General features: G+C 57.4%; 20 protein-coding genes. 11 read left to right on the top strand and 9 right to left on the bottom strand.

From position 1 onward, the window contains the following. The first annotated feature begins 8 nt into the window (after positions 1-8). Positions 9-791 carry a DeoR/GlpR family DNA-binding transcription regulator gene (locus ABF757_RS01055; protein WP_415480558.1) on the top strand — a complete coding sequence of 261 codons (783 nt, stop codon included), beginning with the start codon at positions 9-11 and terminating at the stop codon, positions 789-791. A gap of 33 nt (positions 792-824) precedes the next feature. Here ABF757_RS01055 and hisN read toward each other — a convergent pair whose 3' ends face one another. Then, a complete protein-coding gene (hisN, locus tag ABF757_RS01050) occupies positions 825-1,610 on the bottom strand; it encodes a histidinol-phosphatase (protein ID WP_415480557.1) in 786 nt (261 codons plus the stop codon). A gap of 174 nt (positions 1,611-1,784) precedes the next feature. On the opposite strand from hisN, the gene ABF757_RS01045 reads away from it, so the two are divergent. After that, positions 1,785-2,924 carry a THUMP domain-containing class I SAM-dependent RNA methyltransferase gene (locus ABF757_RS01045; RefSeq protein ID WP_415480556.1) on the top strand — a complete coding sequence of 380 codons (1,140 nt, stop codon included), beginning with the start codon at positions 1,785-1,787 and terminating at the stop codon, positions 2,922-2,924. Between the two features lie 21 nt (positions 2,925-2,945). Here the strand turns inward: ABF757_RS01045 and ABF757_RS01040 are convergent, their stop codons facing one another. The 4 genes from ABF757_RS01040 to ABF757_RS01025 all read right to left on the bottom strand — a co-directional run bounded on the left by ABF757_RS01040 (position 2,946) and on the right by ABF757_RS01025 (position 6,655). Then, positions 2,946-3,893 carry an NUDIX hydrolase gene (locus ABF757_RS01040; protein WP_415480555.1) on the bottom strand — a complete coding sequence of 316 codons (948 nt, stop codon included), beginning with the start codon at positions 3,891-3,893 and terminating at the stop codon, positions 2,946-2,948. Positions 3,894-3,979: 86 nt separating this feature from the next. After that, positions 3,980-4,834 carry a carboxylating nicotinate-nucleotide diphosphorylase gene (gene nadC, locus ABF757_RS01035; protein ID WP_415480554.1) on the bottom strand — a complete coding sequence of 285 codons (855 nt, stop codon included), beginning with the start codon at positions 4,832-4,834 and terminating at the stop codon, positions 3,980-3,982. Between the two features lie 27 nt (positions 4,835-4,861). Beyond that, positions 4,862-5,842: a quinolinate synthase NadA gene (gene nadA / locus ABF757_RS01030; RefSeq protein ID WP_415480553.1), complete on the bottom strand. Its 981-nt coding sequence runs from the start codon at positions 5,840-5,842 to the stop codon at positions 4,862-4,864. Positions 5,843-5,953: 111 nt separating this feature from the next. Next, positions 5,954-6,655, bottom strand: a complete 702-nt coding sequence (locus ABF757_RS01025) for a putative quinol monooxygenase (protein WP_415480552.1) — start codon at positions 6,653-6,655, stop codon at positions 5,954-5,956. A 190-nt stretch (positions 6,656-6,845) separates the two neighbouring features. Here ABF757_RS01025 and cydD point away from each other — a divergent pair, with 190 nt between their 5' ends. The 5 genes from cydD (at position 6,846) to ABF757_RS01000 (ending at position 13,379) form a co-directional block, all read left to right on the top strand. Then, positions 6,846-8,579, top strand: a complete 1,734-nt coding sequence (gene cydD / locus ABF757_RS01020) for a thiol reductant ABC exporter subunit CydD (RefSeq protein ID WP_415480551.1) — start codon at positions 6,846-6,848, stop codon at positions 8,577-8,579. Then, positions 8,576-10,321: a thiol reductant ABC exporter subunit CydC gene (cydC, locus tag ABF757_RS01015; protein WP_415480550.1), complete on the top strand. Its 1,746-nt coding sequence runs from the start codon at positions 8,576-8,578 to the stop codon at positions 10,319-10,321. Before cydD ends, cydC begins: the two co-directional genes overlap by 4 nt. A gap of 51 nt (positions 10,322-10,372) precedes the next feature. Next, positions 10,373-11,968 carry a cytochrome ubiquinol oxidase subunit I gene (locus ABF757_RS01010; protein ID WP_025859976.1) on the top strand — a complete coding sequence of 532 codons (1,596 nt, stop codon included), beginning with the start codon at positions 10,373-10,375 and terminating at the stop codon, positions 11,966-11,968. 66 nt (positions 11,969-12,034) lie between these two features. After that, positions 12,035-13,171: a cytochrome d ubiquinol oxidase subunit II gene (cydB, locus tag ABF757_RS01005; protein ID WP_415480549.1), complete on the top strand. Its 1,137-nt coding sequence runs from the start codon at positions 12,035-12,037 to the stop codon at positions 13,169-13,171. A 13-nt stretch (positions 13,172-13,184) separates the two neighbouring features. Continuing rightward, positions 13,185-13,379, top strand: a complete 195-nt coding sequence (locus ABF757_RS01000) for a hypothetical protein (protein WP_415480548.1) — start codon at positions 13,185-13,187, stop codon at positions 13,377-13,379. 289 nt (positions 13,380-13,668) lie between these two features. Here the strand turns inward: ABF757_RS01000 and ABF757_RS00995 are convergent, their stop codons facing one another. After that, positions 13,669-14,691, bottom strand: coding sequence for an alpha-E domain-containing protein (locus tag ABF757_RS00995; protein WP_415480547.1), 1,023 nt, complete (start codon positions 14,689-14,691; stop codon positions 13,669-13,671). After that, complete coding sequence (locus ABF757_RS00990) at positions 14,673-16,151, bottom strand: circularly permuted type 2 ATP-grasp protein (RefSeq protein ID WP_415480546.1); 1,479 nt, start codon at positions 16,149-16,151, stop codon at positions 14,673-14,675. Before ABF757_RS00990 ends, ABF757_RS00995 begins: the two co-directional genes overlap by 19 nt. Positions 16,152-16,420: 269 nt before the next feature. On the opposite strand from ABF757_RS00990, the gene ABF757_RS00985 reads away from it, so the two are divergent. Continuing rightward, the gene (locus ABF757_RS00985) at positions 16,421-17,260 is read left to right on the top strand and encodes a transglutaminase family protein (RefSeq protein ID WP_415480545.1); all 840 of its coding nucleotides are present in this window, start codon (positions 16,421-16,423) and stop codon (positions 17,258-17,260) included. Continuing rightward, positions 17,257-18,360, top strand: coding sequence for a zinc-binding metallopeptidase family protein (locus ABF757_RS00980; RefSeq protein WP_415480544.1), 1,104 nt, complete (start codon positions 17,257-17,259; stop codon positions 18,358-18,360). Before ABF757_RS00985 ends, ABF757_RS00980 begins: the two co-directional genes overlap by 4 nt. A gap of 30 nt (positions 18,361-18,390) precedes the next feature. On the opposite strand, the gene ABF757_RS00975 is transcribed toward ABF757_RS00980, so the two are convergent. Next, positions 18,391-19,365, bottom strand: a complete 975-nt coding sequence (locus tag ABF757_RS00975; protein WP_415480543.1) for an ABC transporter permease — start codon at positions 19,363-19,365, stop codon at positions 18,391-18,393. Positions 19,366-19,373: 8 nt separating this feature from the next. Further along, positions 19,374-20,387, bottom strand: a complete 1,014-nt coding sequence (locus tag ABF757_RS00970; RefSeq protein WP_415480542.1) for an ABC transporter permease — start codon at positions 20,385-20,387, stop codon at positions 19,374-19,376. Positions 20,388-20,562: 175 nt separating this feature from the next. Between ABF757_RS00970 and ABF757_RS00965 the strand changes: the two genes are divergently transcribed. Together ABF757_RS00965 and ABF757_RS00960 are read left to right on the top strand one after the other, a co-directional pair. Next, on the top strand, positions 20,563-20,775 hold the full coding sequence (locus ABF757_RS00965) for a hypothetical protein (protein WP_025859970.1): 213 nt from the start codon (positions 20,563-20,565) through the stop codon (positions 20,773-20,775). 92 nt (positions 20,776-20,867) lie between these two features. After that, positions 20,868-22,022 carry a pyridoxal phosphate-dependent aminotransferase gene (locus tag ABF757_RS00960; RefSeq protein WP_415480541.1) on the top strand — a complete coding sequence of 385 codons (1,155 nt, stop codon included), beginning with the start codon at positions 20,868-20,870 and terminating at the stop codon, positions 22,020-22,022. Positions 22,023-22,116: the final 94 nt, after the last annotated feature.

Below are 22,116 nucleotides of genomic sequence, written 5' to 3'. Positions count from 1 at the left end.
CCGGCACCATGTCTCTCAAACGCCAGAACGCGATCATGCAGGCCGTACGGGCCAGAGGCAGTTGCAGCATTACCGATCTGGCAACCGAGCTTGATGTGTCCACAGAAACCATCCGGCGCAATATTCCCCCTTTGCTGGCCATGGGGGTGCTGACACGCTTTCATGGTGGGGTCATGGTGCCTGAAGGGCGGGAGGAGCCTCCTTTCCAGCGGCGCATGCATATCAACTATCTGGCCAAAAAAGCCGTAGCCGAAAGTGTGCGTGCCCATATTCGCGATGGTGACAGCCTCATTCTTGATAACGGCACAACATCAGCCTACGTGGCCGAGGCCCTTCTGAACCATTCCAGCCTGACTGTCATTACGCATTCCGTGCAGATCGCCTACCGGCTGGCGGCCCGCAATGGTAACCGCGTTTTCATGGCAGGGGGCGAATTATCGGGGGAAGACGGAACAGCCACAGGCCCGTCGGTTATCAGCTTTATCCAGCAGTTTCAGGTCCGCTACGCCATTCTATCCGTTGCAGGGATTAGCCTTGATGGAGAGTTTGGCAATTTCCACCTGTTTGAGGCGGATTTTGCTCAAGCAGCACTACAGCAGGCGCAGGAAACATGGATTATCGCGGATGAAAGCAAATTCCGGCGCGAGGCTCCAGTCAAAGTCTGCCAGCTTGGCGCGGTAGACGCCATTGTAACCAGCGCACCCCCGCCCGAACCCTTCACGGCGCGTTGCGCGGAGGAAGGGGTGAAGATCATCCTACCCGAAAAAGCAGGGGCTACAGCCCCCCGCTAAGAAAACTGACCCCTTTGGGACAGCCAAAGTTATTCAGGCGTTCAGAGCATCCAATGCGCGGGCATGCAGCGCAGGGGTTGCCGCAGCAACGACTTGCCCGGTCGAATGCAGCCCCAGAGGCTGCCCCTGCCAGTCTGTAATGATACCGCCCGCATTCTGCACCACAGGCACCAGAGCCAGATAATCATACGGCTGAAGAGAAGCCTCAACCACCAGATCACAAAAGCCAGAAGCCAGAAGACCGTAAATATAGCAGTCTCCGCCATAACGCCTGACCGCAGCTTGCCGGCTCAGGCTATTATAGCGCTCCAGATCGGCCCCGGAAAAACAGTCGGGAGAGGTCGTATAAACCCGCGCATCTTCAAGGGACTGACAGGCACTGACAGAAACCCTGTGTTCCTGTCCATCCTGAGCAAAGAACGTCTGCCCTGAATATGCGCTCCACCGCTCTCCCGTGGCGGGAATTTCTATCACGCCCAGAGTGGGAAGCCTGTCACGGGTAAACGCAATCAAAGCCCCGAAAAGCGGAAATCCGGTCATGAAACTCTTGGTGCCGTCAATAGGGTCGAGCGCCCACAGATTACGGCTATCCCCGCTCAGGCCTTCTTCCTCACCCAAAATGGCATGTTCAGGAAAACGCTCCAGCAGTATGGCGCGCAGTGCGGCTTCTATCGCCCTGTCCGCGACCGTAACCGGGCTATCATCCGCCTTGCGGTCATAGGCTGTGACCTGACGGAAATGCGTGCGCGCCAGCGCACGGGCAGTATTCGCCAGTTCCATGGCGCAGGATGCAATGCTGGCAATATCCGGCTGGGTCATGTCTGGGGTCCGCCTGCTGTTTTGTGTGCGATATCCGCCGAGTAAAGCCACATAAAAACAATAAATACAACAAAAAACGAGGCTATATGTTGTTTTGCGTGCATTGAGCTTTAAGCGCCATAATGGAGCAGGAAAAGAATTGCCGTTTTCTCCGCTTCCTGCCATGCAGACGCCATGACGACGCATACACCCACTACAGAAACAAAACCCGAGGACTTTGAAATCTTTCTGGCGACCGCGCCGGGTTTTGAAGACACACTCTGTGATGAGGTTCGGCTCAAGGGCTTCAAACGCCCCAGACCCGTGCCGGGGGGTGTTGTATTGCGCGGTGGCTGGCCGGAAGTCTGGCGGGCCAATCTGTGGGTGCGGGGCGCAAGCCGCGTTCTGGCGCGTATCGATACGTTCCGGGTTGTGCATCTTGCCCAGCTTGACCATCTGGCCCGGCGCACCCCATGGGCATCCCTGCTGCGGCCAGAGATACCCTTTCGTGTTGAGGCCCATTGCGCTGCATCACGCATCTACCATGCGGGCGCTGCCGCCGAGCGGATCAGTCGCGCCATAACCGACACACTGGGCGCCCCCTGCCAGCCAGATGCCACACTGGTTATCCGTGCCCGCATTGAGCGGGACGAATGCACCCTGAGCATCGACACATCGGGGGAGTTGCTCCACCGGCGCGGTTACAAGCAGGCCGTGAACCGCGCGCCCCTGCGCGAAACTATGGCAGCCCTTTTCCTGCGCCAGTGCGGTTATGATGGAACAGAACCGGTCGTCGATCCCATGTGCGGTTCAGGCACGTTTATCATTGAGGCCGCTGAAATCGCTGCCCGGCTTAATCCGGGCCGTGGGCGGCATTTCGCGTTTGAAGAGCTTGCCACGTTCGATGTACAGGCATGGGAACGCATGCGCAGCGTTAACAGCCAGCGCGTGCCGTCCGTCCGGTTTTATGGCAGCGACCGCGATGCCGGGGCCGCTGCCATGAGCATGGCCAATGCCACGCGGGCAGGGGTGGAGCCTTATGTCACGTTTGAAACCGCGCCAATCAGCGCACTCTCGCCCCCCGAAGGGCCCAAAGGGCTGGTGATCTGCAACCCACCCTATGGCACCAGACTGGGAGACCCACGCAGCCTTGTGCCACTTTATCGGGCTTTCGGACAGGTTTTGCGCGAACGGTTCAGCGGCTGGCGTGCAGCTTTTGTTACCGCAGCACCTGACCTTGCACGGGAAACCGGGCTGCCATTTCTGCCCATGCGTGCGCCAGTGCCCCATGGTGGACTGCGCGTATCGCTGTTTCAGACAGGGCCGCTGCCGTAACGTCTTGCTGGCGCGTTCAGTCTACCAGACAAGATCCGGCAAGGGGCTTTTGGCTCCGGCAAGATAGCAGTTATCCTGCCCCTGATTATCTGCCGCATACAAGCGCGCGGGGCGACCGGGACCAGAAAAATCCATCTGTTCGGTTTCTTCCAGCAATCCCTGCTGGAGAACCAGACGCCTGAAGTTCTGTTTGTGCATGGGGCGGCCTGCCAGCGCCTCCATGGCCTGTTGCAAATGCAGCAACGTAAAATACCGCGGCAGAAGATCAAACACGATCGATGTATAGCGGATTTTGGCGCGGATGCGTGAGAGGGCGGTTGCCAAAACATGCCGGTAGTCATGCTGCATGGAAAGCCCGGTATCCTGTGCTGGCTCAGCCTGCGTGCAGGATTCTGGTATCAGGCCAACCTCCCACAAGAGTTCGTAGCGAGAGAGGGCCAGTTCATCATTCCATGCGTAGCCCGCAAGCCCGAATGTTATGGCGCAGCGCTGCTGCCGGGCAGGGTCCTGAGCAGCCCAGCGCTTCAGCCCCTCCAGAAGGGGAGCAATCAGCGCGGCATGAGCTGGGTTTCTGCGGTCTTCCCACGGGAAATAGGTATAAAATGACACCAGTGGGTCCGCTGGTTGAGCCTCTATATCAAGCAGCACGGCTGTGTGTGGGAGGTGATCCCCCTCCAGCCTTTCAGCCGTAGGGGGCAGGCAGGTCATATAGGAAATCCGCACCCGGCGGCGCCCATCGCCCAAATGGGTGTCAGCAAAAGTGTATAGCTGCTCCGTATGACCGGGCTGGATACCGGTTTGCTGGCGTACCCATTCTCGCAAACTTTTCTGGAGCGATAACTGACCCGGCATGAGCGGGCCAGAGGGCAGAATAGCGCCATTATTGAGCGTAAAGACATGGGGGGCACCCCGTTCCAGACACACCAGAACGGCCACCAGTTCCGTCTCGCAAAGGGCCGGAGCCTGCATATGAATGCGTTTTCCCCTCACCGATACCGATCAAAGGTTCGTGTAGCAGCCAGCGGAGCATATGCAAGCGCAAAAACAGGAAAAGTTCAGTCTATATCCAGACCGATATCGAGCGCCTTCACACTATGCGTCAGCCACCCCAGAGACAGGATATCAACGCCTGTATCCGCAATTTCCGGCGCATTGGCGGGCGTAATTCCGCCCGAGGCTTCAGCAATGGCACGCCCCCCAATCATGCTGACAGCCGTGCGGAGTGTCTCTGGCGGCATATTGTCCAGTAGATAGGCATCGGCCACATTGCAAGTCAGTGCCGCTTCAAGCTGCTCCAGTGTATCCACTTCCAGCTCTATACTGACCAGATGCCCCGCATGCGCGCGAGCGGCCCGCAAGGCATGGACGACATCCCCACCGGCGAGCGCCAGATGATTGTCCTTGATAAGGATGGCGTCATCCAGCCTGAAACGGTGGTTGGAACCACCCCCAGCCCGCACGGCATATTTCTGCACGGCCCGTAACCCCGGCAGGGTTTTACGTGTGCAGCACACCCGTGCTTTCGTTGCGGCGATAGCGGTCACGACCTGACTGGTAATGCTGGCAATGCCACTCAGATGCGAAAGCAGGTTAAGGGCAGTACGCTCGCCAGCCAGCACGGTTTCGGCCCCGGCATTCACTGTCGCCAACACATCGCCCGGTTTTATGGCCGCGCCATCCTGCATGTGAGGAATAAAGCTGCTGTGCGGGTCCAGCAGGGCAAAAGCCAGCCTCGCTCCTTCCAGCCCTGCCAGCACACCATGCTCGCGCGCCCGGAATGTTGCTTTCAGCTTTTGACCCGGTTGCAGTAAGGCCTGCGTGGTGACATCACCCGCCGTGCCCAGATCTTCCAGCAAGGCCGTGCGGATCACACCCTCCCATAATGGCAAGGGAAGCGGAGGAAGAAACATGGCAGGTTATCCGTTTCAGTGAACGTGTCAGACTGCGAGCATCCGCTCCACAGCCCGCCGGGCATTCGCCGCGATGTCCTGTGGAATGTTCACCTGTGTCTGCATGGTTTCAAGGGCACGGCGGATGGTGGGCAGGGTGATGCGCTTCATGTGAGCGCATAGATTGCACGGCCGCACAAATTCGGTTTCAGGAAACTCGACCGAAAGATTGTCACTCATGGAGCATTCCGTCACCAGCAGGATTTTTTCGGGACTATGCTCCCTGATGTATTGTGACATCTGGGCGGTGGACCCTGCGCAATCCGCCTCAGCCAGCACCGGGGGCGGGCACTCCGGGTGCGCCATGACCGTAACACCGGGATGCAGCCTGCGGTACTGCCGGATTTCCTGCGGGGTAAAGCGCTCATGTACCTCGCAATGGGCTGGCCATGTAATCATCTCAATCCCTGTTTCAGCCTCGATATTCCGGGCCAGAAACTCGTCAGGGATCATGATCACGCGCGGCACACCGAGGCTTTCCACCACCTTACGGGCATTGCCGGATGTGCAGCAGACATCACTCTGCGCTTTAACGGCAGCGGAACTGTTTACATAGGTAACAACCGGCACACCGGGGTTTGCCTGTTTGAGTGCCAGCACATCGGCTTCCGTAATACCTTCCGCAAGAGAGCACCCGGCGGCGGCATCAGGAATCAGCACGGTTTTATCCGGGTTCAGCAGCTTGGCGGTTTCCGCCATGAAATGCACCCCGGCAATGACAATGATATCCGCCTGAACATCCTGCGCGGCACGAGCCAGCGCCAGACTGTCGCCACGAATATCAGCAACGCAATGGAAGATTTCCGGGGTCTGGTAATTATGCGCGAGAATGACGGCGTTATGCTGCTTTTTGAGGCGCTGAATGACCTCAATATCCTCAGCATAAAGCTGCTCCCACTGATCCCGTCGCATAATACGCGAAACCGGCCTGTACAGAGCATCGCGGCTGTCGGAAAGGAGTGTTGTCACCACGGTGATCCTTGTCTGACCATATTGCTCAGTTTGAGTATAACAGGGTCAGGCGTACCGCAACAGCTTTATGCACACATTCTCGTGCCTGCCGTATCCGCGGGGGCTTAGCTAAATCGTGACATCGTGCAGTTCATGGCGTTCGGAGGCGCGTTTGAGCATGGCTGGCAAGATCTGACGCAGTTTTCTGATACTGGGCTGGCGCTGGTATTTTTCATAAGCAGCTGCATCATGCCAGCGCCCCAGAAGAATGAAATTATCCGGTCGACCACCAACATGGAAAAGGTCGTACGCTTCGGTGTGCCGATCAGCCCGCACGATGGGAATGACATCATGGAAAGCGGCAATAAAAGCCGCGCGCTCCTGCGGGCGGACCTGAAACCTGACCACAAGGGTCTGGGCATCCTCGGTCGTTTCAAGCGGGCTGCCATTATACGCTGGGGTGTCAGGTACATCTGACAGGTGGAGGCTGAGCGCTTCGCCTGAGAGCGTGCTTTGCTCAAGGGTTGCCAGCGCCTGCTGGGTATCGGTTTTCATGAAATCAGCCAGGTCGGGCAGACTGTCCCAGCTTTCGAATAGATACAGCGTGGCGGGGCTTTCGGTATCCATAAAAACGCTGAAAGCCTGATTGCCGGGATGCGCGCGTGCAACACGTGCATTTTCCTTCATGACCGGCAGGAACTCCGTCAGCTCTGGCGGTTTAACAGGCAGAACAGTGACGATTCTGACAGGCGTTTCTCTAGCTGCGGCATGCCCGATGGCGGGTATTGCGGCGCATGCGGCCATGGTCGCCAAAGCCTGACGACGTGTCATTGCGGCAACAGGTCTGGGCATTAAGCGGCCTTTCAACAAACGGACATGAAAAATTAAGGCGCAGCATAGCCTGATGCCGGGATGCGGGGGAGAGGGTTCGGTCTGCTCTGGGCTGAATTTTGCTTGACCCCCGAATGTTTTAACACTTAAGTTAATTCCGTAAATTAACACTTACATTAGAAATGTAACTATGAATACCGCAGCAAACACACACGAGGGCAGGGGGCAGATAGCGACGCTGGCACGCACAGCGCGCGGCTGGCTGGCTTTGTCCGTGGCGTGTGGCGCTGTGTCGGCGGCCTGTCTGGTGGGGCAGTTTGTAGTGCTGGCCCATGTAGTGGATGATACGGTTTTCCACGCCCGGACTCTTTGGGCCGAGCGCGGCCTACTGGGGCTGTTCATCGCGTGTCTGTTCGGGTGTGTGAGCGCCCGGTTTGCATCCGACATGGCGGGTACTGAAGCCGGGTTGCAGGTTGTGGCGTCCATGCGCACCACATTACTGCAGCATCTGACCAAGGCCGGGCCTGTAGCCAGTTTGCGCTTGCCTGCGGGACAAATTCTAACCGTAATGGATGACGGCGTGGAGGCGCTTGAGCCCTTTTTTGCCCGTTATGTGCCCAGCGCCGCCATGATGGTCGTTCTGCCGCTGCTCATTCTGGCGGTCGTATGCGGTGTGGATGGCTGGAGCTTTGTCATTCTGGCCTGCACGGGGCCTCTGGTGCCGGTATGCATGGTCTTTGTCGGTTACAGCGCTCAAAAAGCCATGGATCGGCAGTGGGGCCACCTGAGCACGCTGGCAGGCAGTTTTCTTGATGCGCTGCGGGGCCTTAAAGCCCTACGACTGTTCGGGCGGACTGCGGGAAGCCTTGAGAGAATAGGCGAACTGGCGGATGCCCACCGGCGCGCCACGTTGTCGGTCATGAAAATCGCTTTTCTGACATCGGCCTCGCTGGAATTTTTTGCCTCTCTGTCCATTGCGCTGGTTGCGGTTGTGTTCGGTAGCCGCCTGCTGGCGGGCACGGTGGAGTTTCGCAGTGCCTTTCTTGTGCTGTTGCTGGCACCGGAATATTTCGCACCGCTGCGTAATTTCTCTGCCAGCTATCATGCCCGGCAGAACGCCATGGCAGCCCTTGAGCAGATTGCCCGTGTGCAGGCTTTGCCTGAACTGGCTCAAAGGGTGGAATGCCCCACAAACCATGAACCCGACAGTCAGGTTGCAACCCTTGTGTGTGCGCATGTCAGCGCCGCATATGACACGACCGACATCGTCCTGCGGGATGTAAGCTGCACGTTCAGCCATGGCCAGTTGAGTGTTCTGTCCGGTGCCAGCGGGGCCGGCAAAAGCACGCTGCTCTCCGTCATTCTCGGTCTGCTCCCACCCATGGCAGGGAATATGCGTGCGCTGGATGCTCATGGCCAGAGCATGCCACGCGGCAGCATACGCATGGCTTATGTGCCGCAAAGGCCGCAGCTTGTTTATGGTTCCGTGGCGGACAACCTACGGATAGGGCAGGCGGATGCCTCACCCGAGGCCCTGCGTGCTGCCGCACTTATGGCAGATGCTCTGGAGTTTATCGAAGCCATGCCACAAGGGTTTGCAACCCTTGTAGGCGAGCGCGGCTGCCGTTTGTCCAAGGGGCAGGCACGACGTCTGGCGCTGGCCCGCGCCCTGTTGTGCCAACCCGATGTGCTGGTGCTTGATGAGCCTACGGCCGATCTGGACCCGCTCAGTGCCCGGCGCATTACACGCGCCATACAGCAATGCGTGCCCGGGCGGATCGTGATTGCCGCCACCCATAAGGCAGAACTCGTGGCCTGTGCCAGTCAGGTGCTGGATATCGCACACGGACAGGTCACACAGCGCACCATGCCAGAACGCCACCATGTTCTGTCGTCCTGCGCACAGGAGGCCTGTCCGGTATGAAAAACGCCAACACTATCGGTAGAGTGTCCCGCGCCGGTTCGGGAATACTGGCACTGCTTATGCCCGGCGGCATGGGGTTGCCAGTGTTCAGGCCAGTACGGTGGCATATGCGGCTTGGTGTCGTGCTGGCCTGCACCGGAGCCGTGGCCAATTTCGGGCTACTGACCCTGTCTGGCTGGCTTCTGGCCGGTGCAGCCACTGCCGGGTTGGCTGGAGCTATTGCTGCGCAGAGTTTCAATATTCTGCTCCCAGCAACCGCTGTGCGGTTTTTTGCGACCATCCGCATTCTGGCCCGCTATCTGGAGAAAGTCAGCACACACGATACCGCCCTGCGGCTGACAGGCGGGCTGCGTAGCTGGCTTTATGCCCGTCTGGCACCTATGGCTCCAGCCGGGCTCGTCTCTGTGCGCGGTGGGGATGTGCTGAACCGCTTTGTCAGCGATACGGACAAAGTGGCAGGCTGGTATACGGATGTCGCAGTCCCCTGCTGGCGGGCGCTGTTATGTGGCATGTTTTTTACGGGTATTTTCCTGTGCCTCCTGCCCAAAGCCGCAACAGCCTTGGGTATTGGCCTCATTCTGGCAGCCATGGCCGTGTGGGCTTTGCTCGCCCGCCCCGTGTATGGGTTGATGCAGCGCTCGGTTGAAAGCAACAGCGCGTTGCAGGCCGAACTGGCCGATACCCTGCATGGGCTGGGCGAGTGGCTGGTGCTCGGCGCAATGCCTCGTCAGGTTGCAAAACTGACCACATGCCAGACAGCCCTGACACGCGCCCACCGGCATATTGCCGCGCGGGAAGGGATGGCGGGCAGTCTGGTAACGCTCGTGATGTTCTGCACGGTTGTAGCTGTTCTGGGTATTGCCGTGCAGGCTTTTCAGGCCGGGCAGCTTGCCGGGCCTGAAGTGCCCATGCTGGTTCTGGGAACACTGGCGGCCTTCGATGTTGTCTCGGCACTGCCGGGTGCCTGTGTGGCCTCTGCCCGCACCCAGTTGGGAGCAACCCGCCTCACAGCTTGCGGCGGGGAAAGCAATACCACACACAGCCTCTCTCCCGCAGTGCCAGCCGCTCCGTATGATCTGGAAATACGCGACCTATGCTTCAGTTATCCGCATACGGGCGCTTATGTTCTCGATCACGCTTCCCTTACGGTCAGACAGGGAGAAAAACTCGCAATTATCGGCCCGTCAGGGGCTGGCAAGAGCAGTCTTGTTTCCCTGTTGTTCAATTTCTGGCCGGTGCAGAGCGGCAGTATCGTGTTCGGTGGTGTGGATATCAGCACAACCGATGCAGAAACCCTGTCCGCACTGATAAGTGTCGCCTCGCAGGATTTCCACCTATTTACAGCCACACTGCGGGACAACCTGCTGCTGGCCGCACCGCAGGCAAGCGAAGCGGATATCAACGAGGCCCTGAACGTGGCGCAGCTTACGGCTTTTGTCGCCGCATTACCGCAGGGGCTGGACACGCTCGTGGGCAATGAAGGGCTGAGGCTGTCTGGCGGACAGGCGCGCAGGCTCTGTGTTGCGCAAGCCGTACTGCGCCGCACACCCTGGCTGGTTCTGGATGAACCGACCGAAGGGCTGGATGAAGCCACGGAGCAGGCCCTGATGCAGGCCCTACTGGCCGCGTGCCCCCGGACAACCATCCTGTGTATCAGCCACAGGGCTGGCGTACTGCCTTTCATGGACAGGGTCGTGCGCCTTGAAGGAGGGCGATTGTGGCCAGAAGGGGAAAAGACATGAAAAACTGAAAGAAAGAAAAACAGGTTTTCTCGTATTACAAGGTCTTGAAAAATGGATTTGATAAACCCCTCCGTGGTTGACCTTTCGCGCTTCCAGTTTGCGCTTACGGCTCTCTACCACTTCATGTTTGTACCTCTGACACTGGGGCTGACCTTCATGCTAGCCGCGATGGAGACGGTCTATGTCGTCACCGGCAAGCAGATTTACAAAGACATGGTCATGTTCTGGGGCAAACTATTTGGTATCAACTTTGCTCTGGGTGTGGCCACTGGCCTAACCATGGAGTTCGAGTTCGGCACCAACTGGTCTATGTATTCGCGCTTTTTTGGTGACATGTTCGGCACCCCTCTGGCAATCGAAGGCCTGATGGCTTTCTTCATGGAATCCACCTTCGTGGGGATCATGTTCTTCGGGTGGGACAGGCTGAGCCGTCAGGCGCATCTGGCTGTGACCTATCTTGTGGCACTGGGTTCCAACCTGTCGGCCTTGTGGATCCTGGTGGCCAATGCCAGCATGAATGTGCCAGACGGCGCGCATTTTGACCCCGAAACCATGCGGATGACTTTCGACAGTTTCGTGCGGGTCGTGTTCAACCCGGACTCTCAGGCCAAGTTCGTGCACACATCGGTTGCGGGCTATGTCACGGCGTCGCTTTTTGTCATGGGAATCAGCGCCTTTTACCTGCTGCGGCGTGAGCACAGGCAGTTTGCCGCGCGCTCTTTCCGCATGGCGGCCATTTTCGGCATTATCTCCACGGTAGCAGTCATTACCCTTGGCGATGTTCTGGGCCGGATGGATTATGAACATCAGCCCACGAAAATCGCGGCTATCGAAGGGCTATGGCACACTAGCAAGCCGCCATATGAGCCTTGGATACTTGCTGCCCTGCCGGATGACGCCAAGCAGGAAAGCTATTTCGAAATTGGGGTGCCTTACGTTCTTACTCCGCTGATCACCCATAGTTTCAACACGCCCATTACCGGCATGCGTGAACTGCAAGAGCAGGCAGGCCCCCGCATTGAATCCGGGATTACAGCCGTTGCTGCCCTCAAACGCTATGGTGAAAGCCATCTGGCCGAGGATCTGGCTGAATTTCAGGCGCATGAAAGCGACATGGGTTATGGTTTTCTGGCAACCCGCCATGCACCCAATCAGGATGTTTCGGGCATGTCAGCCGAAGAGCTGCACCGCGTGGTGGAACAGACTAAGCCCGATATCCTGCCCAACGTTTTCGTAACGTTCTGGGCCTTCCGGATCATGGTATTCCTGTCGCTGTATTTCTTTGTGATCTTTGCAGTGGCGGCCTATCTGAGCCTGAAGAAACAACTCGAACGCTACCCCCTGTTTCTCAAGCTGTGCCTGTGGTCCATTCCCCTACCGGTGCTTGCAACCGAATTCGGCTGGATTACGGCTGAAGCAGGCCGCCAGCCATGGACCGTGTTTGAAAAACTGCCGACCTTCATGTCCGCTTCGTCGCATGGCGTGGGCTACATGCTGTTCTCTCTGGCCGGTTTTACCGTGCTCTACAGCATTTTCATCGCGGCGGAACTTTACCTGATGTTCAAGTTCGCACGGCTTGGCCCGGAAAGTCATGGCGCGCATGACCCGGAAAGCAGCACACCCTCGCTCTCGGTTATCGCGCATTAAGCGGGAGCAGCAACACGCGCGGCGGAACCTTCAATCCGCCGCATGGTTGGGGAAAGAAGAAGTATCATGGATATTTATACAGTTCTCAAACTCATCTGGGCTGGCCTGCTGTGCATCCTGCTGATCGGGCTTGGGCTTATGGTCGGCATGGATATGGGGGTTGGAACGCTCCTGCGTTTTGTCGGGCGTAATGATGCCGAACGCCGCACCGCGCTCAACATCATCGGTCCGCATTGGGACGGCAATCAGGTGTGGTTCATTCTGGGTGGTGGCGCGATTTTTGCTGCCTTTCCAACGCTCTACGCCACATCCTTTTCCGTGTTTTATGTGGTAATGATCCTGCTGTTGTTCAGCATGATCCTGCGCCCTGTGGCTTTCGAATACCGCTCCAAGGTTGATGCGCGGCTATGGCGCGCGAGCTGGGACTGGGCTTTTCTGGTTTCCGGTTTTCTGCCCATGTTCGTATATGGCGCGGCGTTCGGTAACATCCTTCAAGGTGTCGGCTATCACTTTGCATGGAGCGGGCAGTATTTTCAGGACAGCTCCTTTTTCAGCTACCTGCTTAACCCCTTTGCCATTCTATGCGGCCTGATGGCGGTAAGCCTGAGCGTTTTTCAGGGCGGTGTCATGCTGATGATGCGCTCTGAAAACCCGATCTATGCCCGTGCCCGGCGTTATGCCCAGACAGGCGCATTAATAGCGGTGGCACTGTTTGTAGTCGGTGGCGTATGGGTGCGGAGCCTGCGGGGGTTTGTTCTGCTGGAAGGCCAGCCCGGCATGCCCTCCAACCCGATGCGTGGGCAGCATGTGAGTATGGAAGCCGGAGCGTGGTTGCATAACTATGCGGCCCACCCTGTGCTGTGGCTGCTGCCTGTGCTGGGGATTTTCTCCATGCTGGCGGGGGCTGCCTGCGTGCGGGCCAACCGGCCGTATCTGGCATGGTGGACGGGCCTTGGTTCATGGATTGGCACAATCGGCACCGTGGCTGGAGCCATGTTTCCGTTCTTTATGCCGTCCACCACCAACCCAGACCAGAGCCTGACAATCTGGAACAGTTCGGCCAGCCAGTACGGGCTTACCTGCATGCTGGTTGTAGCGCTGATCTTCGTGCCTCTTATCCTGTCCTATACCGCGTGGTGTTACTACATCATGGGGGGCAAGGTACGCACGGAAACCATTGTCAATGACACGCATAGTTACTGAAGGAGGAACCGCAATGACGACGCTTTTACGGATTGCAGGTCTGGGTCTGGTTCTTGTCGTGGCACTGCTGTTTGCGGTTTTCGTCGGAGATCAGGGGCCGTGGTATTTTGCGTGGGTTGTCGGAACGGTCATGATCGTTCTGATAGCCGGGGCAGGAGCCATCCTGTTTGATTCCCAGACTGACAATACTCCAGAAGGGGAGGTGTGACATGTTGGGAGATCTTGAAGGTATTATCCTTTTTATTCCATTTCTTTACCTGACATTCTACCTTACCGCATGGGCGGTTTGCAGGAAACTTTTTCCATAACGCTATGCCGGTAACTTTATACTGATAACCTTAAAGTTTTTATTTGAATAATATTTACTTTGTGGTATCAATTTTTTGTAGAAGGTTTCTGGCTGACATCAGACTTTTACATAGCTCATGCAAAATGCCCCGGCCGAAAGACCGGGGCATTTTGTCGTTGAACCGCTCAGAAATGGTTTGGGAAAAAGGTTATTCCTGAACCTGTAGCGCCACCTGAGTGACCGCGGTTGGGACACTGGGCCAGAAGGTATCAGCAATGGCGTTTTGCGTACTGGCCAGCCGGGTCTGAATCCAGCTCATGTAATCATGCAGGCCTCGCAGGATGATATCTCCGGCTGTCTGGTCGCTCAGCGTGGTGCGCAGTTCGTCCAAGCATTCCTGCAACGGAGCGCATAACCCATACAGTCCGGCATGATTAGCCAGCAAGCTCAACACATCATCAATCTGCCGCAGGTTGGAAGACAGGGACCGGGGAAAGCCCTCGTTCTTGAGCAGAAAGCCAACGATATTCGCCGGCGTAACCGTTACTGGCCGCAGGCGTCGGAAGGAGTGATGCGCTGCGGCAGAGCGCAACACGGATGTCCACTGCGTAATATCAATGGCTGAACCCGGCACTTCACCCTGTGGCAGCAGCATGTGGTAGCGGATGTCCACCAAACGTGTAATCTGGTCACAACCTTCCAGATGCTTACCAAGCCGGTAGAATAGCCACGCCTGATCGCGGTAAAGCGTGCCTTCCGCAATGCCGTAATGGGTCTGGCATTCCTGCCGTATGCGCCCACACAGACCCGAAAGGCTGCTGGTTTGCACGGATGTTTCGTCCAGTTCCAGCAGCCAGCGGGTAAAGACGTTGAGGTGCGTCCATAACTCAGTGGAAACCAGAGGGCGAACAGCGCGGGCATTTTCACGGATGGCATGTGCCATGGAACGGATTGAGCCGGGGTTTCCGATTTCCGTCACGTAAAAGGGCACGGCATCCGCACTGGTACCATCCGGGTGAAGACGGCTGAACAGGTTTTCATCCGAATTGATGCTGACGATGGAATCCCACGCTGTCTGCCCCTCGGCATCCCGCACGAAGGTTTCAGTCACCTCCAGCAGTCGGGCCAGATTTTCCATCCGCTCCATGTAGCGGGCGAGCCACATCATGCATTCCGCATAACGCGACAGAAGGGGAAAATGCGCCAGTTCCATCATGATGCCATGACCCATGTATCTTTTGACCCACCACCCTGAGAAGAGTTGACGACAAGCGAGCCCTTGCGCAGGGCCACGCGTGACAACCCACCGGGCAGAACCCAGACCGATCGCCCTGTCAGGGCGAAGGGTCGCAGGTCGACATGGCGGGCTTCCACACCATCAGGGCAGAGGGTGGGGGTTACGGACAGGCCGATAACCGGCTGGCTGATATAATTAGATGGGTCCTTCTGCAGTTTCTGGCGGAATTCATCCAGTTCTGCCTTGCTGGCCTGCGGGCCGATCAACAGACCATACCCACCTGATTCCCCAACCGGTTTGACAACCAGCTTGTCGAGATTGGTCAGCGTATAGGCCAGACCTTCCTCTTCCGCACAGATATGGGTTTCAACACTGTCCAAAATAGGCTCTTCGCCCAGATAATAACGGATGATGCGCGGCATGTAGGCATAAACCGCCTTGTCGTCCGCAACGCCGGTGCCAAGGGCATTAGCTAGTGTCACGTTGCCACGCCGGTAGGCATCGATCAGCCCCGGCACCCCCAGCAGGCTGTCCGGGTTAAAGGCAAGGGGATCAAGAAATTCATCATTGAGGCGACGGTAAATGGAATGAACCGGTTTGGGCCCCATAGTGGTTCGCATGTACACCCTGTGGTTTTCCACAAACAGGTCTCGCCCTTCAACAAGGGGCACGCCCATCTCGCGCGAAAGGAAAACATGTTCGAAATAGGCGGAATTGTAGATACCGGGGGAAAGCAGCACTACCTGCGGGTTCATCACCCCTTCGGGTGCGACTTCACACAGGGTCTGGTGCAGGCGGGGGCCGTATTCCTCAACCGAGCGGACAGGCAGGCCGGATGCCAGGTCCGGCATGAGCCGAAGCATCATGTGGCGGTTTTCAATAACATAGGAAACGCCGGAGGGCGTGCGGGCATTGTCTTCAAGAATAAGAAAGCGCCCGTCCATATCCCTAATGAGATCGGTTCCGTTGACATGAACATAAACACCGCCAGGTACCTTGAAGCCCACCATGGCCTCGCAGTAATTCGGGTTGTTCAGCACCAGTTCGGCGGGGATAATGCCATCCTGAATGACTTTCCGGTCATGATAGATGTCATGCAGGAAGAGATTAAGTGCCTGAATGCGCTGCTGGACGCCACGTTCGATATGTGACCATTCCTGCGCTGTCATGATACGCGGGATGGCATCAAACGGCAGGATACGGTCTATGGCCTCGCGGTTGGAATAAACGGTAAAGGTTATGCCCATGCTGTAAAGCTGAGCCTCGGCCGAGGCCGTACGTTTGCGCAGTTCCGCCACGTCCATGGCTGCAAGCCTGCTACGCACACGGTTAAGAGCCTCTGGCATGGGGCCTTTACGGTTCATGAGTTCGCAGAAGAACTCGGGAACCTGATATCCATCCAGCAGGCCGGCTGGGGTTGTTTCGGACAGAGTATGCGGCTTGGCACTACTCATGAGGCCTCCCGTGTGAACGGTCTGGCGTCGGGTGCCCGGATCAGGAAAAGGGCCACGCCAGATTGTTGCGATCTGTTACTGACGGGAGCAGGAATTCCCGCCTTTGCCAAGAGGAAAAAACAAAAGACTTTTTTTATTTGTCCGACGTTCAGTAACGCTTGCGCGCGCTTTTGATGCTGATATGGTTTTGTGCTTGAAATCAATGGTTCATGACCGGCGGGCCCTAGGGCCGGGCCGCCATACGAGGCGAAAGAATAGGCCGCTTTCTGATGAGTTCCCAGATTACGCTGGTACACCGGACGTGTTACCGTTACGACAGGCCGGTTACCATGGGGCCGCAGACCGTCCGCTTGCGCCCGATGAAGGACTGCCGCACCCCTGTGCTTTCTTATACGCTCAAGGTCGAGCCTGCCGGGGGGATACTCGGCTGGGGGCAGGATAACAACGGCAACGAAACAGCGAGTATCCACTTCAAAGAAAAAGTAACCCATTTCAATGTCGAGGTCAGCCTCGTGGCTGACATGACAGCCTATGACCCCTTACGCCTGACCAGCGAAGAAGTTCCCGCCCAACAGGGTGATGACCCGGCCTGCAGACACCAGCCAGAGCTGGGTGAGGAAGCGACAAGCTTCATCAACGGATTGCTCGCCGGGTTACCTGATGATCCTGCCCAGAAGTTTATCCGCCTCAATGAAGCGATTGCCCGGCGCGTGCGTTATGAACGCCGTATGGAGCCGGGCGTGCTTTCAGCAGAGGATGTTCTGGCCAGAAACTGCGGCTCCTGCCGCGATAGTGCGTGGCTTATGGTGCTGCTGGCGCGACATATGGGATACACGGCCCGCTTTGTTTCGGGGTATCTGGTGCAAAGCCTGTATGGGCCGGGAGAGGAGGAAGTCCTGAACGGAGACCTGCATGCCTGGGCACAAATTCTTTTACCGGGCCATGGATGGCTTGGGTTTGATACGACTTCCGGCAGGCTGGCAGGGGAAGGGCATATCCCCCTTGCCGTAGCCGCTGAGCCTGAAGGAGCCGCCCCTATTTCTGGCCTGCTGGATCGATGTGAATCCTGTTTTGATGTCTCCATGCAGGTGCAGCGTCTGTTTTCATGAAAAAATTTTCCTGCCAGTCCTGCGGGCAGTTGCTGTTTTTTGAAAATACAGCCTGCGAACGTTGTGGTGCCACACTTGGCTTTGTGCAGGAAACTGCCCGGCTCTCTGCACTGCAACCCGGCCCGAATGGTGGGTGGCTTCCGCTAGATAGGCAGGCCGCTGCCGTGGATGGCCAACCCATTGAGCGGCATTTCTGCATCAATCACGCCCCTAATGTCTGTAACTGGCTGTTACCCGCAAACGTATCCGATACGGTTTTCTGTTTTGCCTGCCAGTTCAACAGGATCATCCCCAATCTGGACAGACCGGGCAATCTGGAGCGCTGGCACAGGCTGGAAGTCGCAAAGCACAGGCTGTTTTACACAATCCTGCGCCTGAACCTACCTGTGCATACGCGCAAGGAAAGGCCAGAGACAGGACTTGCCTTCGATTTTCTGGATGACCCGCCGGATAATTCCACCTCAATCATGACCGGCCATGCAAACGGCGTCATTACCATTGCCACCAAGGAGGCGGATGACGCCTACCGCGAGGGCATGCGGGTTGAACTGGGCGAATATTACCGCACCCTGCTAGGGCATTTCAGGCACGAAATCGGGCATTACTACTGGGGGCTGCTGATCCGCGATGGGGACTGGCTGGAAGAATGCCGCGCGATATTCGGGGATGACCGTCAGGATTATCAGGCCGCGCTTGCCGCCTATTATCACCGGGTAGAGCCCGATAACTGGCGAAAATCCTTCGTCAGCCTGTACGCCACCTCGCATCCGTGGGAAGATTTCGCCGAGACATGGGCGCATTACTTCCACATTGTCTCAACACTGGAAACGGCGCTGTCTTACGATGTGTCGGTCAGTGCCGATATAGGCGGGGCAGCACTGTCAGTCCATGCGGGCGATCCTTACACACAGATGTCGTTTGACGAGATCATCAACGCATGGGTGCCACTGACTTCTGTGGTCAATGCACTCAACCGCTCCATGGGCCTGCCGGATTTTTATCCCTTCGTGCTGACACAGGGTGTCAGGGCAAAACTGGCCTTTATTCATACGGTTATCCGCGCCACACAGGAAAAGCAGGCTCATGGCGCTGTGTATTAAGCGCAGACTTTACCGCGTCGGAGTAGGTCGCTAACGACTTGGGCGGATACGCGGGTCAAGCACCATGTGCAGAATATCCACCAGCGCATTGGCAATAACCACGAAAGCTGCCGAATACATAACGGTCGCCATAATCAACGGCAGATCCATATTGCTGAGCGCCTGATAGGTCAGATGGCCGACACCCGGCAGGCCGAACACTACCTCGGTCATGAGCGCACCACCACCGACAAGCTGGGCAAAATCCATACCGAACAATGCCGTATAGCCAATCAGCGCCATACGCAGACTATGCCGCAGCATGATACGGGCGGGTGAGAGGCCCTTGGCCCGGGCGGTTCGGATAAAATCCTCATGCGAAAGGGTAATCAGGTCCGCCCGCAGAACGCGGCTATATATGCCCGTGAAGGCCAATGCCAGCACGCACCACGGAATGACAAGGGATAAAAACCACCCCGAAGGGCTCTGAACAAGAGGGACGTAGCCGGGTGGGGGCACCCACGCAAACCACCACCTGTCATGGTAGCGGCTTTGTGTGAGCATGTTCATGACTTCCCCCAACCAGAAAACCGGAATGGAAATCCCGACCATACCGAGTGCCATAATCACCCGATCAACCGCGCGCCCCTTCATGGCAGCAGCCAGCGTGCCAGCCAGAAGCGAGGTCAAAACCCAGATTAATGCAGCACCACAGACCAGAGAAGCCGTGACCGGAGCCGCCTGAAGAATTTCCGGCACCACCCGTTCCCCACGATTGGCATAGGAGGCCAAATCACGGGTGATGAAGAGCTTCTTCATCATGATCCCATACTGAACGGGCAGGGAGCGGTCGAAACCATATTCCTTGCGGATTGTCTCCATAACCTGAGGAGAAGCCCCCCGCCCGGCGATACGGGCCGTTGGGTCCATGCCCGGTGTGGCGAAAAAAACGCCAAACACCATGGCCGAAATACCGAACAGAACAAGCAGGGTCTGCGCCAGCCGGGAGATGAGTGCACGGAGCATGGTCTGGCTTATGGCTCCCCTCGCGTGCCACGGGGGTCAAGACAGTCCCGAAAGGAATCCCCCAGAATATTCAGGCACAACACCACAGAGGCTATAGCCACCCCCGGTGCCATAGCGACCATCGGGCGCGTATAGATCAAGCCCTCACCATCCTGAATCATGGTACCCCATGAGGAAGCCGGAGCCTGCACACCGATAGACAGAAACGACAAGGCACTTTCCGTCAAAAGGGCCATGGCCATCACAAGTGGGGCGAGCACCACCAGTGTGTCGCTGATATTGGGTAAGATATCCACCAGCACAATCCGCCAGCGCGGCACACCAAGGCAGCGTGCGGCGGTAACAAATTCAGCGGTTTTCAGGCTCATGACCCGCGCACGTACGGGGCGCGCGGCATACGGCACATAAACCAGCGCAATAATCATGACAGGCACAAGAAGGCTGTTCCCTTCAAGTGTAAACGGCCCCAGATGCAGCCCCGTGGTGATGGTGACGATGGAAAGGCATATGGCAAAAAGATAAACGGGCACAGCCCACATAATATCCATCAGCCGGGAGAGCACGGCATCTGTCACGCCCCCCAGAAACCCGGCAGCAATACCGATAACCGTAGCCAGCGCTAGACAGAGCACCGCAGAGGCCGAGGCAATCAGCAGAGAATTGCGCCCGCCATAGAGCAGGCGCGCTGCAATATCCCGGCCCTGACTATCCGCACCCAGCAGGTAACGCGCCTGCCATGTGGGGCCTATGGGACTGAGCCCCAGATGCAGCGGGTTGTCATTGGGTTGCATGAGATCAACCTCACGCCCATCCAGCATGATACTACCTGCGACATTGGCACGAAACGGGTCCGTATGTGCGATGTGCGATGCGTAAAGCGGCGCCATAAGGCAAGCCAGAATAATCAGGAATAGGCCAAGCCCTGCAAGCCGGGCCGCATGGTCACGGGCCAGCCCCTTCAGGGCCGTTTTCCATGGCCCTGTTGCAGCAAGGCGTTCGGACTGGGTGGAGGACGTATTCATCAATCCCGACGTTAAAGGCTGTCATTGCAAAGAGCAGGATGGAGGTAGCCGCCTGTTTTGACAACTCCGCAGACAAAAACGTTCCATAGGGCTTTTCATAAAACTATCACCCCGGATCGGGCTGGCAGTAGGTAAAGTGCGCTTGCTTGCAACAAGATAATAGAAAGGCAAGGCCATGAAAGCGCAGCAGGCTTCAGGACAGACCGTTTCAGTATCTCAGGAATGCTGGAGAGAAGCCGTGCGCGAGCGGTGGCGCTCCACCCTGCTGCGCGTATGGGACGGACAGGCGGAAAAACCCCTGATGGTAACAGGCCGCAGAAAAGCGCTGGCTCGGCCGGTCGTGATTCGTCATGCTGAGTGCCGCACGGTTCGGGTGGAGCTTTCCTGAGCCAGCTTCCGGACTGAAAACCCCTCAAAAATACTGGTCAGTCTGCCGATCTTCTTTATAAGAACAGGCTTTGACAGTTTTTTGGGTTGGTCATGTCTGTTCCTGCCATTGATCCGTTTCATGCCATTGCCATCAGCGCACTGGCGCATCAGCTCGAATCACAGGGGCGCAGCGTTATCCACCTTGAATTCGGCCAGCCTTCCACGCCTGCGCCGAAGGCCGCCATTGAGCGTGCGCATCATGTGCTAGACACCGACCCCATGGGGTATTGGGAAAGCGAGGCGCTCAGGCAGCGTATCGCCGCCCATTACGCCCAGCATTATCGCGTCACGGTTGCGCCAGAACGAATCATTCTGACCTGCGGAGCATCGGCCGCGCTGGTGCTGGCCATTTCCAGCAGTTTTGTGCCGGGTCAGTCCGTGGCTCTAGCGCGCCCCGGCTATGTGGCCTATCGCAACACCCTGCGCGCCCTGCATGTCGGGGTGCAGGAAATCCCCTGTGGGCCAGAAACACGCTTTGGGCTGACAGCGCAGGCCATCAAAGCGCTTGACCCTGCACCGGCCGGTGTAATCGTGGCCAGCCCTGCCAACCCTACGGGCACCATTCTGGAGCCTCACACGCTACGCGACATTGCTGAACTCTGTAACCAGCGCGGTATGGTGCTGATTTCCGATGAAATCTACCACGGACTCAGTTACGACAAACCAGCCAAGAGCATGCTGGAGTTTGCGCCAGAGGCTCTGGTGGTCAACAGTTTTTCAAAATATTTCTCTATGGCTCCGTGGCGTCTGGGCTGGCTGGTTGTGCCTGAGCATATGGTGGACGCAGCACGGGCCCGCATGGGCAACCTGTTTCTGCCGCCCTCAGCCCTGAGCCAGCATGCCGCGCTGGCCGCCTTTGACTGCGATGCCGAGCTACAGTCTCATGTCGCAACCTATCGGCGCAACCGTGACCTGTTTCTTGAAGCTTTACCCGCTCTGGGCCTCAACCGTATCGCTCCACCCGATGGCGCGTTTTATATTTACGCCGACATCCGACACCTGACGGATGACAGTCTGGCTTTCTGCCGCCAGCTTCTGCTTGATACCGGGGTAGCCTGTGCCCCCGGTATCGATTTCGATCCGGTAGAGGGCAGGCACTTCATCCGTTTCAGTTTCGCGGCCTCTACCGCACTGGTGCAGGAGGCGCTGGCCCGCATGATTCCGTGGTTTGCAGCCTGTTCTGCGGATACTGGTGTAAAAACCTGAGTTAATACTGCGCACAACGCTTGCGTTTATGCGGCCAAAGTCATAAGAGGAAGCGCCAATGGTCGGGTGACCTGCGGCGCTGTTTCGTCAGCGG

Origin of the sequence: Acetobacter papayae (assembly GCF_047721125.1) — a bacterium.
In the GTDB taxonomy this organism is placed as follows: Bacteria; Pseudomonadota; Alphaproteobacteria; order Acetobacterales; family Acetobacteraceae; genus Acetobacter; species Acetobacter papayae.
The sequence above is the reverse complement of the archived record's forward strand: the minus strand, read 5'-3'. Positions and strand labels throughout refer to the sequence as shown.

What these genes read in the sequence shown, in the direction of transcription:
- cydC (WP_415480550.1), top strand. Translation starts at nt 8,576, where the DNA reads ATGAAAAACGCCAACACTATCGGTAGAGTGTCCCGCGCCGGTTCGGGA.
- ABF757_RS01055 (WP_415480558.1), top strand. Translation starts at nt 9, where the DNA reads ATGTCTCTCAAACGCCAGAACGCGATCATGCAGGCCGTACGGGCCAGA.
- ABF757_RS00970 (WP_415480542.1), bottom strand. Translation starts at nt 20,387, where the DNA reads ATGAATACGTCCTCCACCCAGTCCGAACGCCTTGCTGCAACAGGGCCA.
- ABF757_RS00985 (WP_415480545.1), top strand. Translation starts at nt 16,421, where the DNA reads ATGAGTTCCCAGATTACGCTGGTACACCGGACGTGTTACCGTTACGAC.
- ABF757_RS01045 (WP_415480556.1), top strand. Translation starts at nt 1,785, where the DNA reads ATGACGACGCATACACCCACTACAGAAACAAAACCCGAGGACTTTGAA.
- ABF757_RS00995 (WP_415480547.1), bottom strand. Translation starts at nt 14,691, where the DNA reads ATGGGTCATGGCATCATGATGGAACTGGCGCATTTTCCCCTTCTGTCG.
- nadC (WP_415480554.1), bottom strand. Translation starts at nt 4,834, where the DNA reads ATGTTTCTTCCTCCGCTTCCCTTGCCATTATGGGAGGGTGTGATCCGC.
- ABF757_RS01025 (WP_415480552.1), bottom strand. Translation starts at nt 6,655, where the DNA reads ATGACACGTCGTCAGGCTTTGGCGACCATGGCCGCATGCGCCGCAATA.
- cydD (WP_415480551.1), top strand. Translation starts at nt 6,846, where the DNA reads ATGAATACCGCAGCAAACACACACGAGGGCAGGGGGCAGATAGCGACG.
- ABF757_RS00975 (WP_415480543.1), bottom strand. Translation starts at nt 19,365, where the DNA reads ATGCTCCGTGCACTCATCTCCCGGCTGGCGCAGACCCTGCTTGTTCTG.
- ABF757_RS00965 (WP_025859970.1), top strand. Translation starts at nt 20,563, where the DNA reads ATGAAAGCGCAGCAGGCTTCAGGACAGACCGTTTCAGTATCTCAGGAA.
- ABF757_RS01010 (WP_025859976.1), top strand. Translation starts at nt 10,373, where the DNA reads ATGGATTTGATAAACCCCTCCGTGGTTGACCTTTCGCGCTTCCAGTTT.
- ABF757_RS00980 (WP_415480544.1), top strand. Translation starts at nt 17,257, where the DNA reads ATGAAAAAATTTTCCTGCCAGTCCTGCGGGCAGTTGCTGTTTTTTGAA.
- ABF757_RS00960 (WP_415480541.1), top strand. Translation starts at nt 20,868, where the DNA reads ATGTCTGTTCCTGCCATTGATCCGTTTCATGCCATTGCCATCAGCGCA.
- ABF757_RS01040 (WP_415480555.1), bottom strand. Translation starts at nt 3,893, where the DNA reads ATGCAGGCTCCGGCCCTTTGCGAGACGGAACTGGTGGCCGTTCTGGTG.
- ABF757_RS00990 (WP_415480546.1), bottom strand. Translation starts at nt 16,151, where the DNA reads ATGAGTAGTGCCAAGCCGCATACTCTGTCCGAAACAACCCCAGCCGGC.
- cydB (WP_415480549.1), top strand. Translation starts at nt 12,035, where the DNA reads ATGGATATTTATACAGTTCTCAAACTCATCTGGGCTGGCCTGCTGTGC.
- hisN (WP_415480557.1), bottom strand. Translation starts at nt 1,610, where the DNA reads ATGACCCAGCCGGATATTGCCAGCATTGCATCCTGCGCCATGGAACTG.
- ABF757_RS01000 (WP_415480548.1), top strand. Translation starts at nt 13,185, where the DNA reads ATGACGACGCTTTTACGGATTGCAGGTCTGGGTCTGGTTCTTGTCGTG.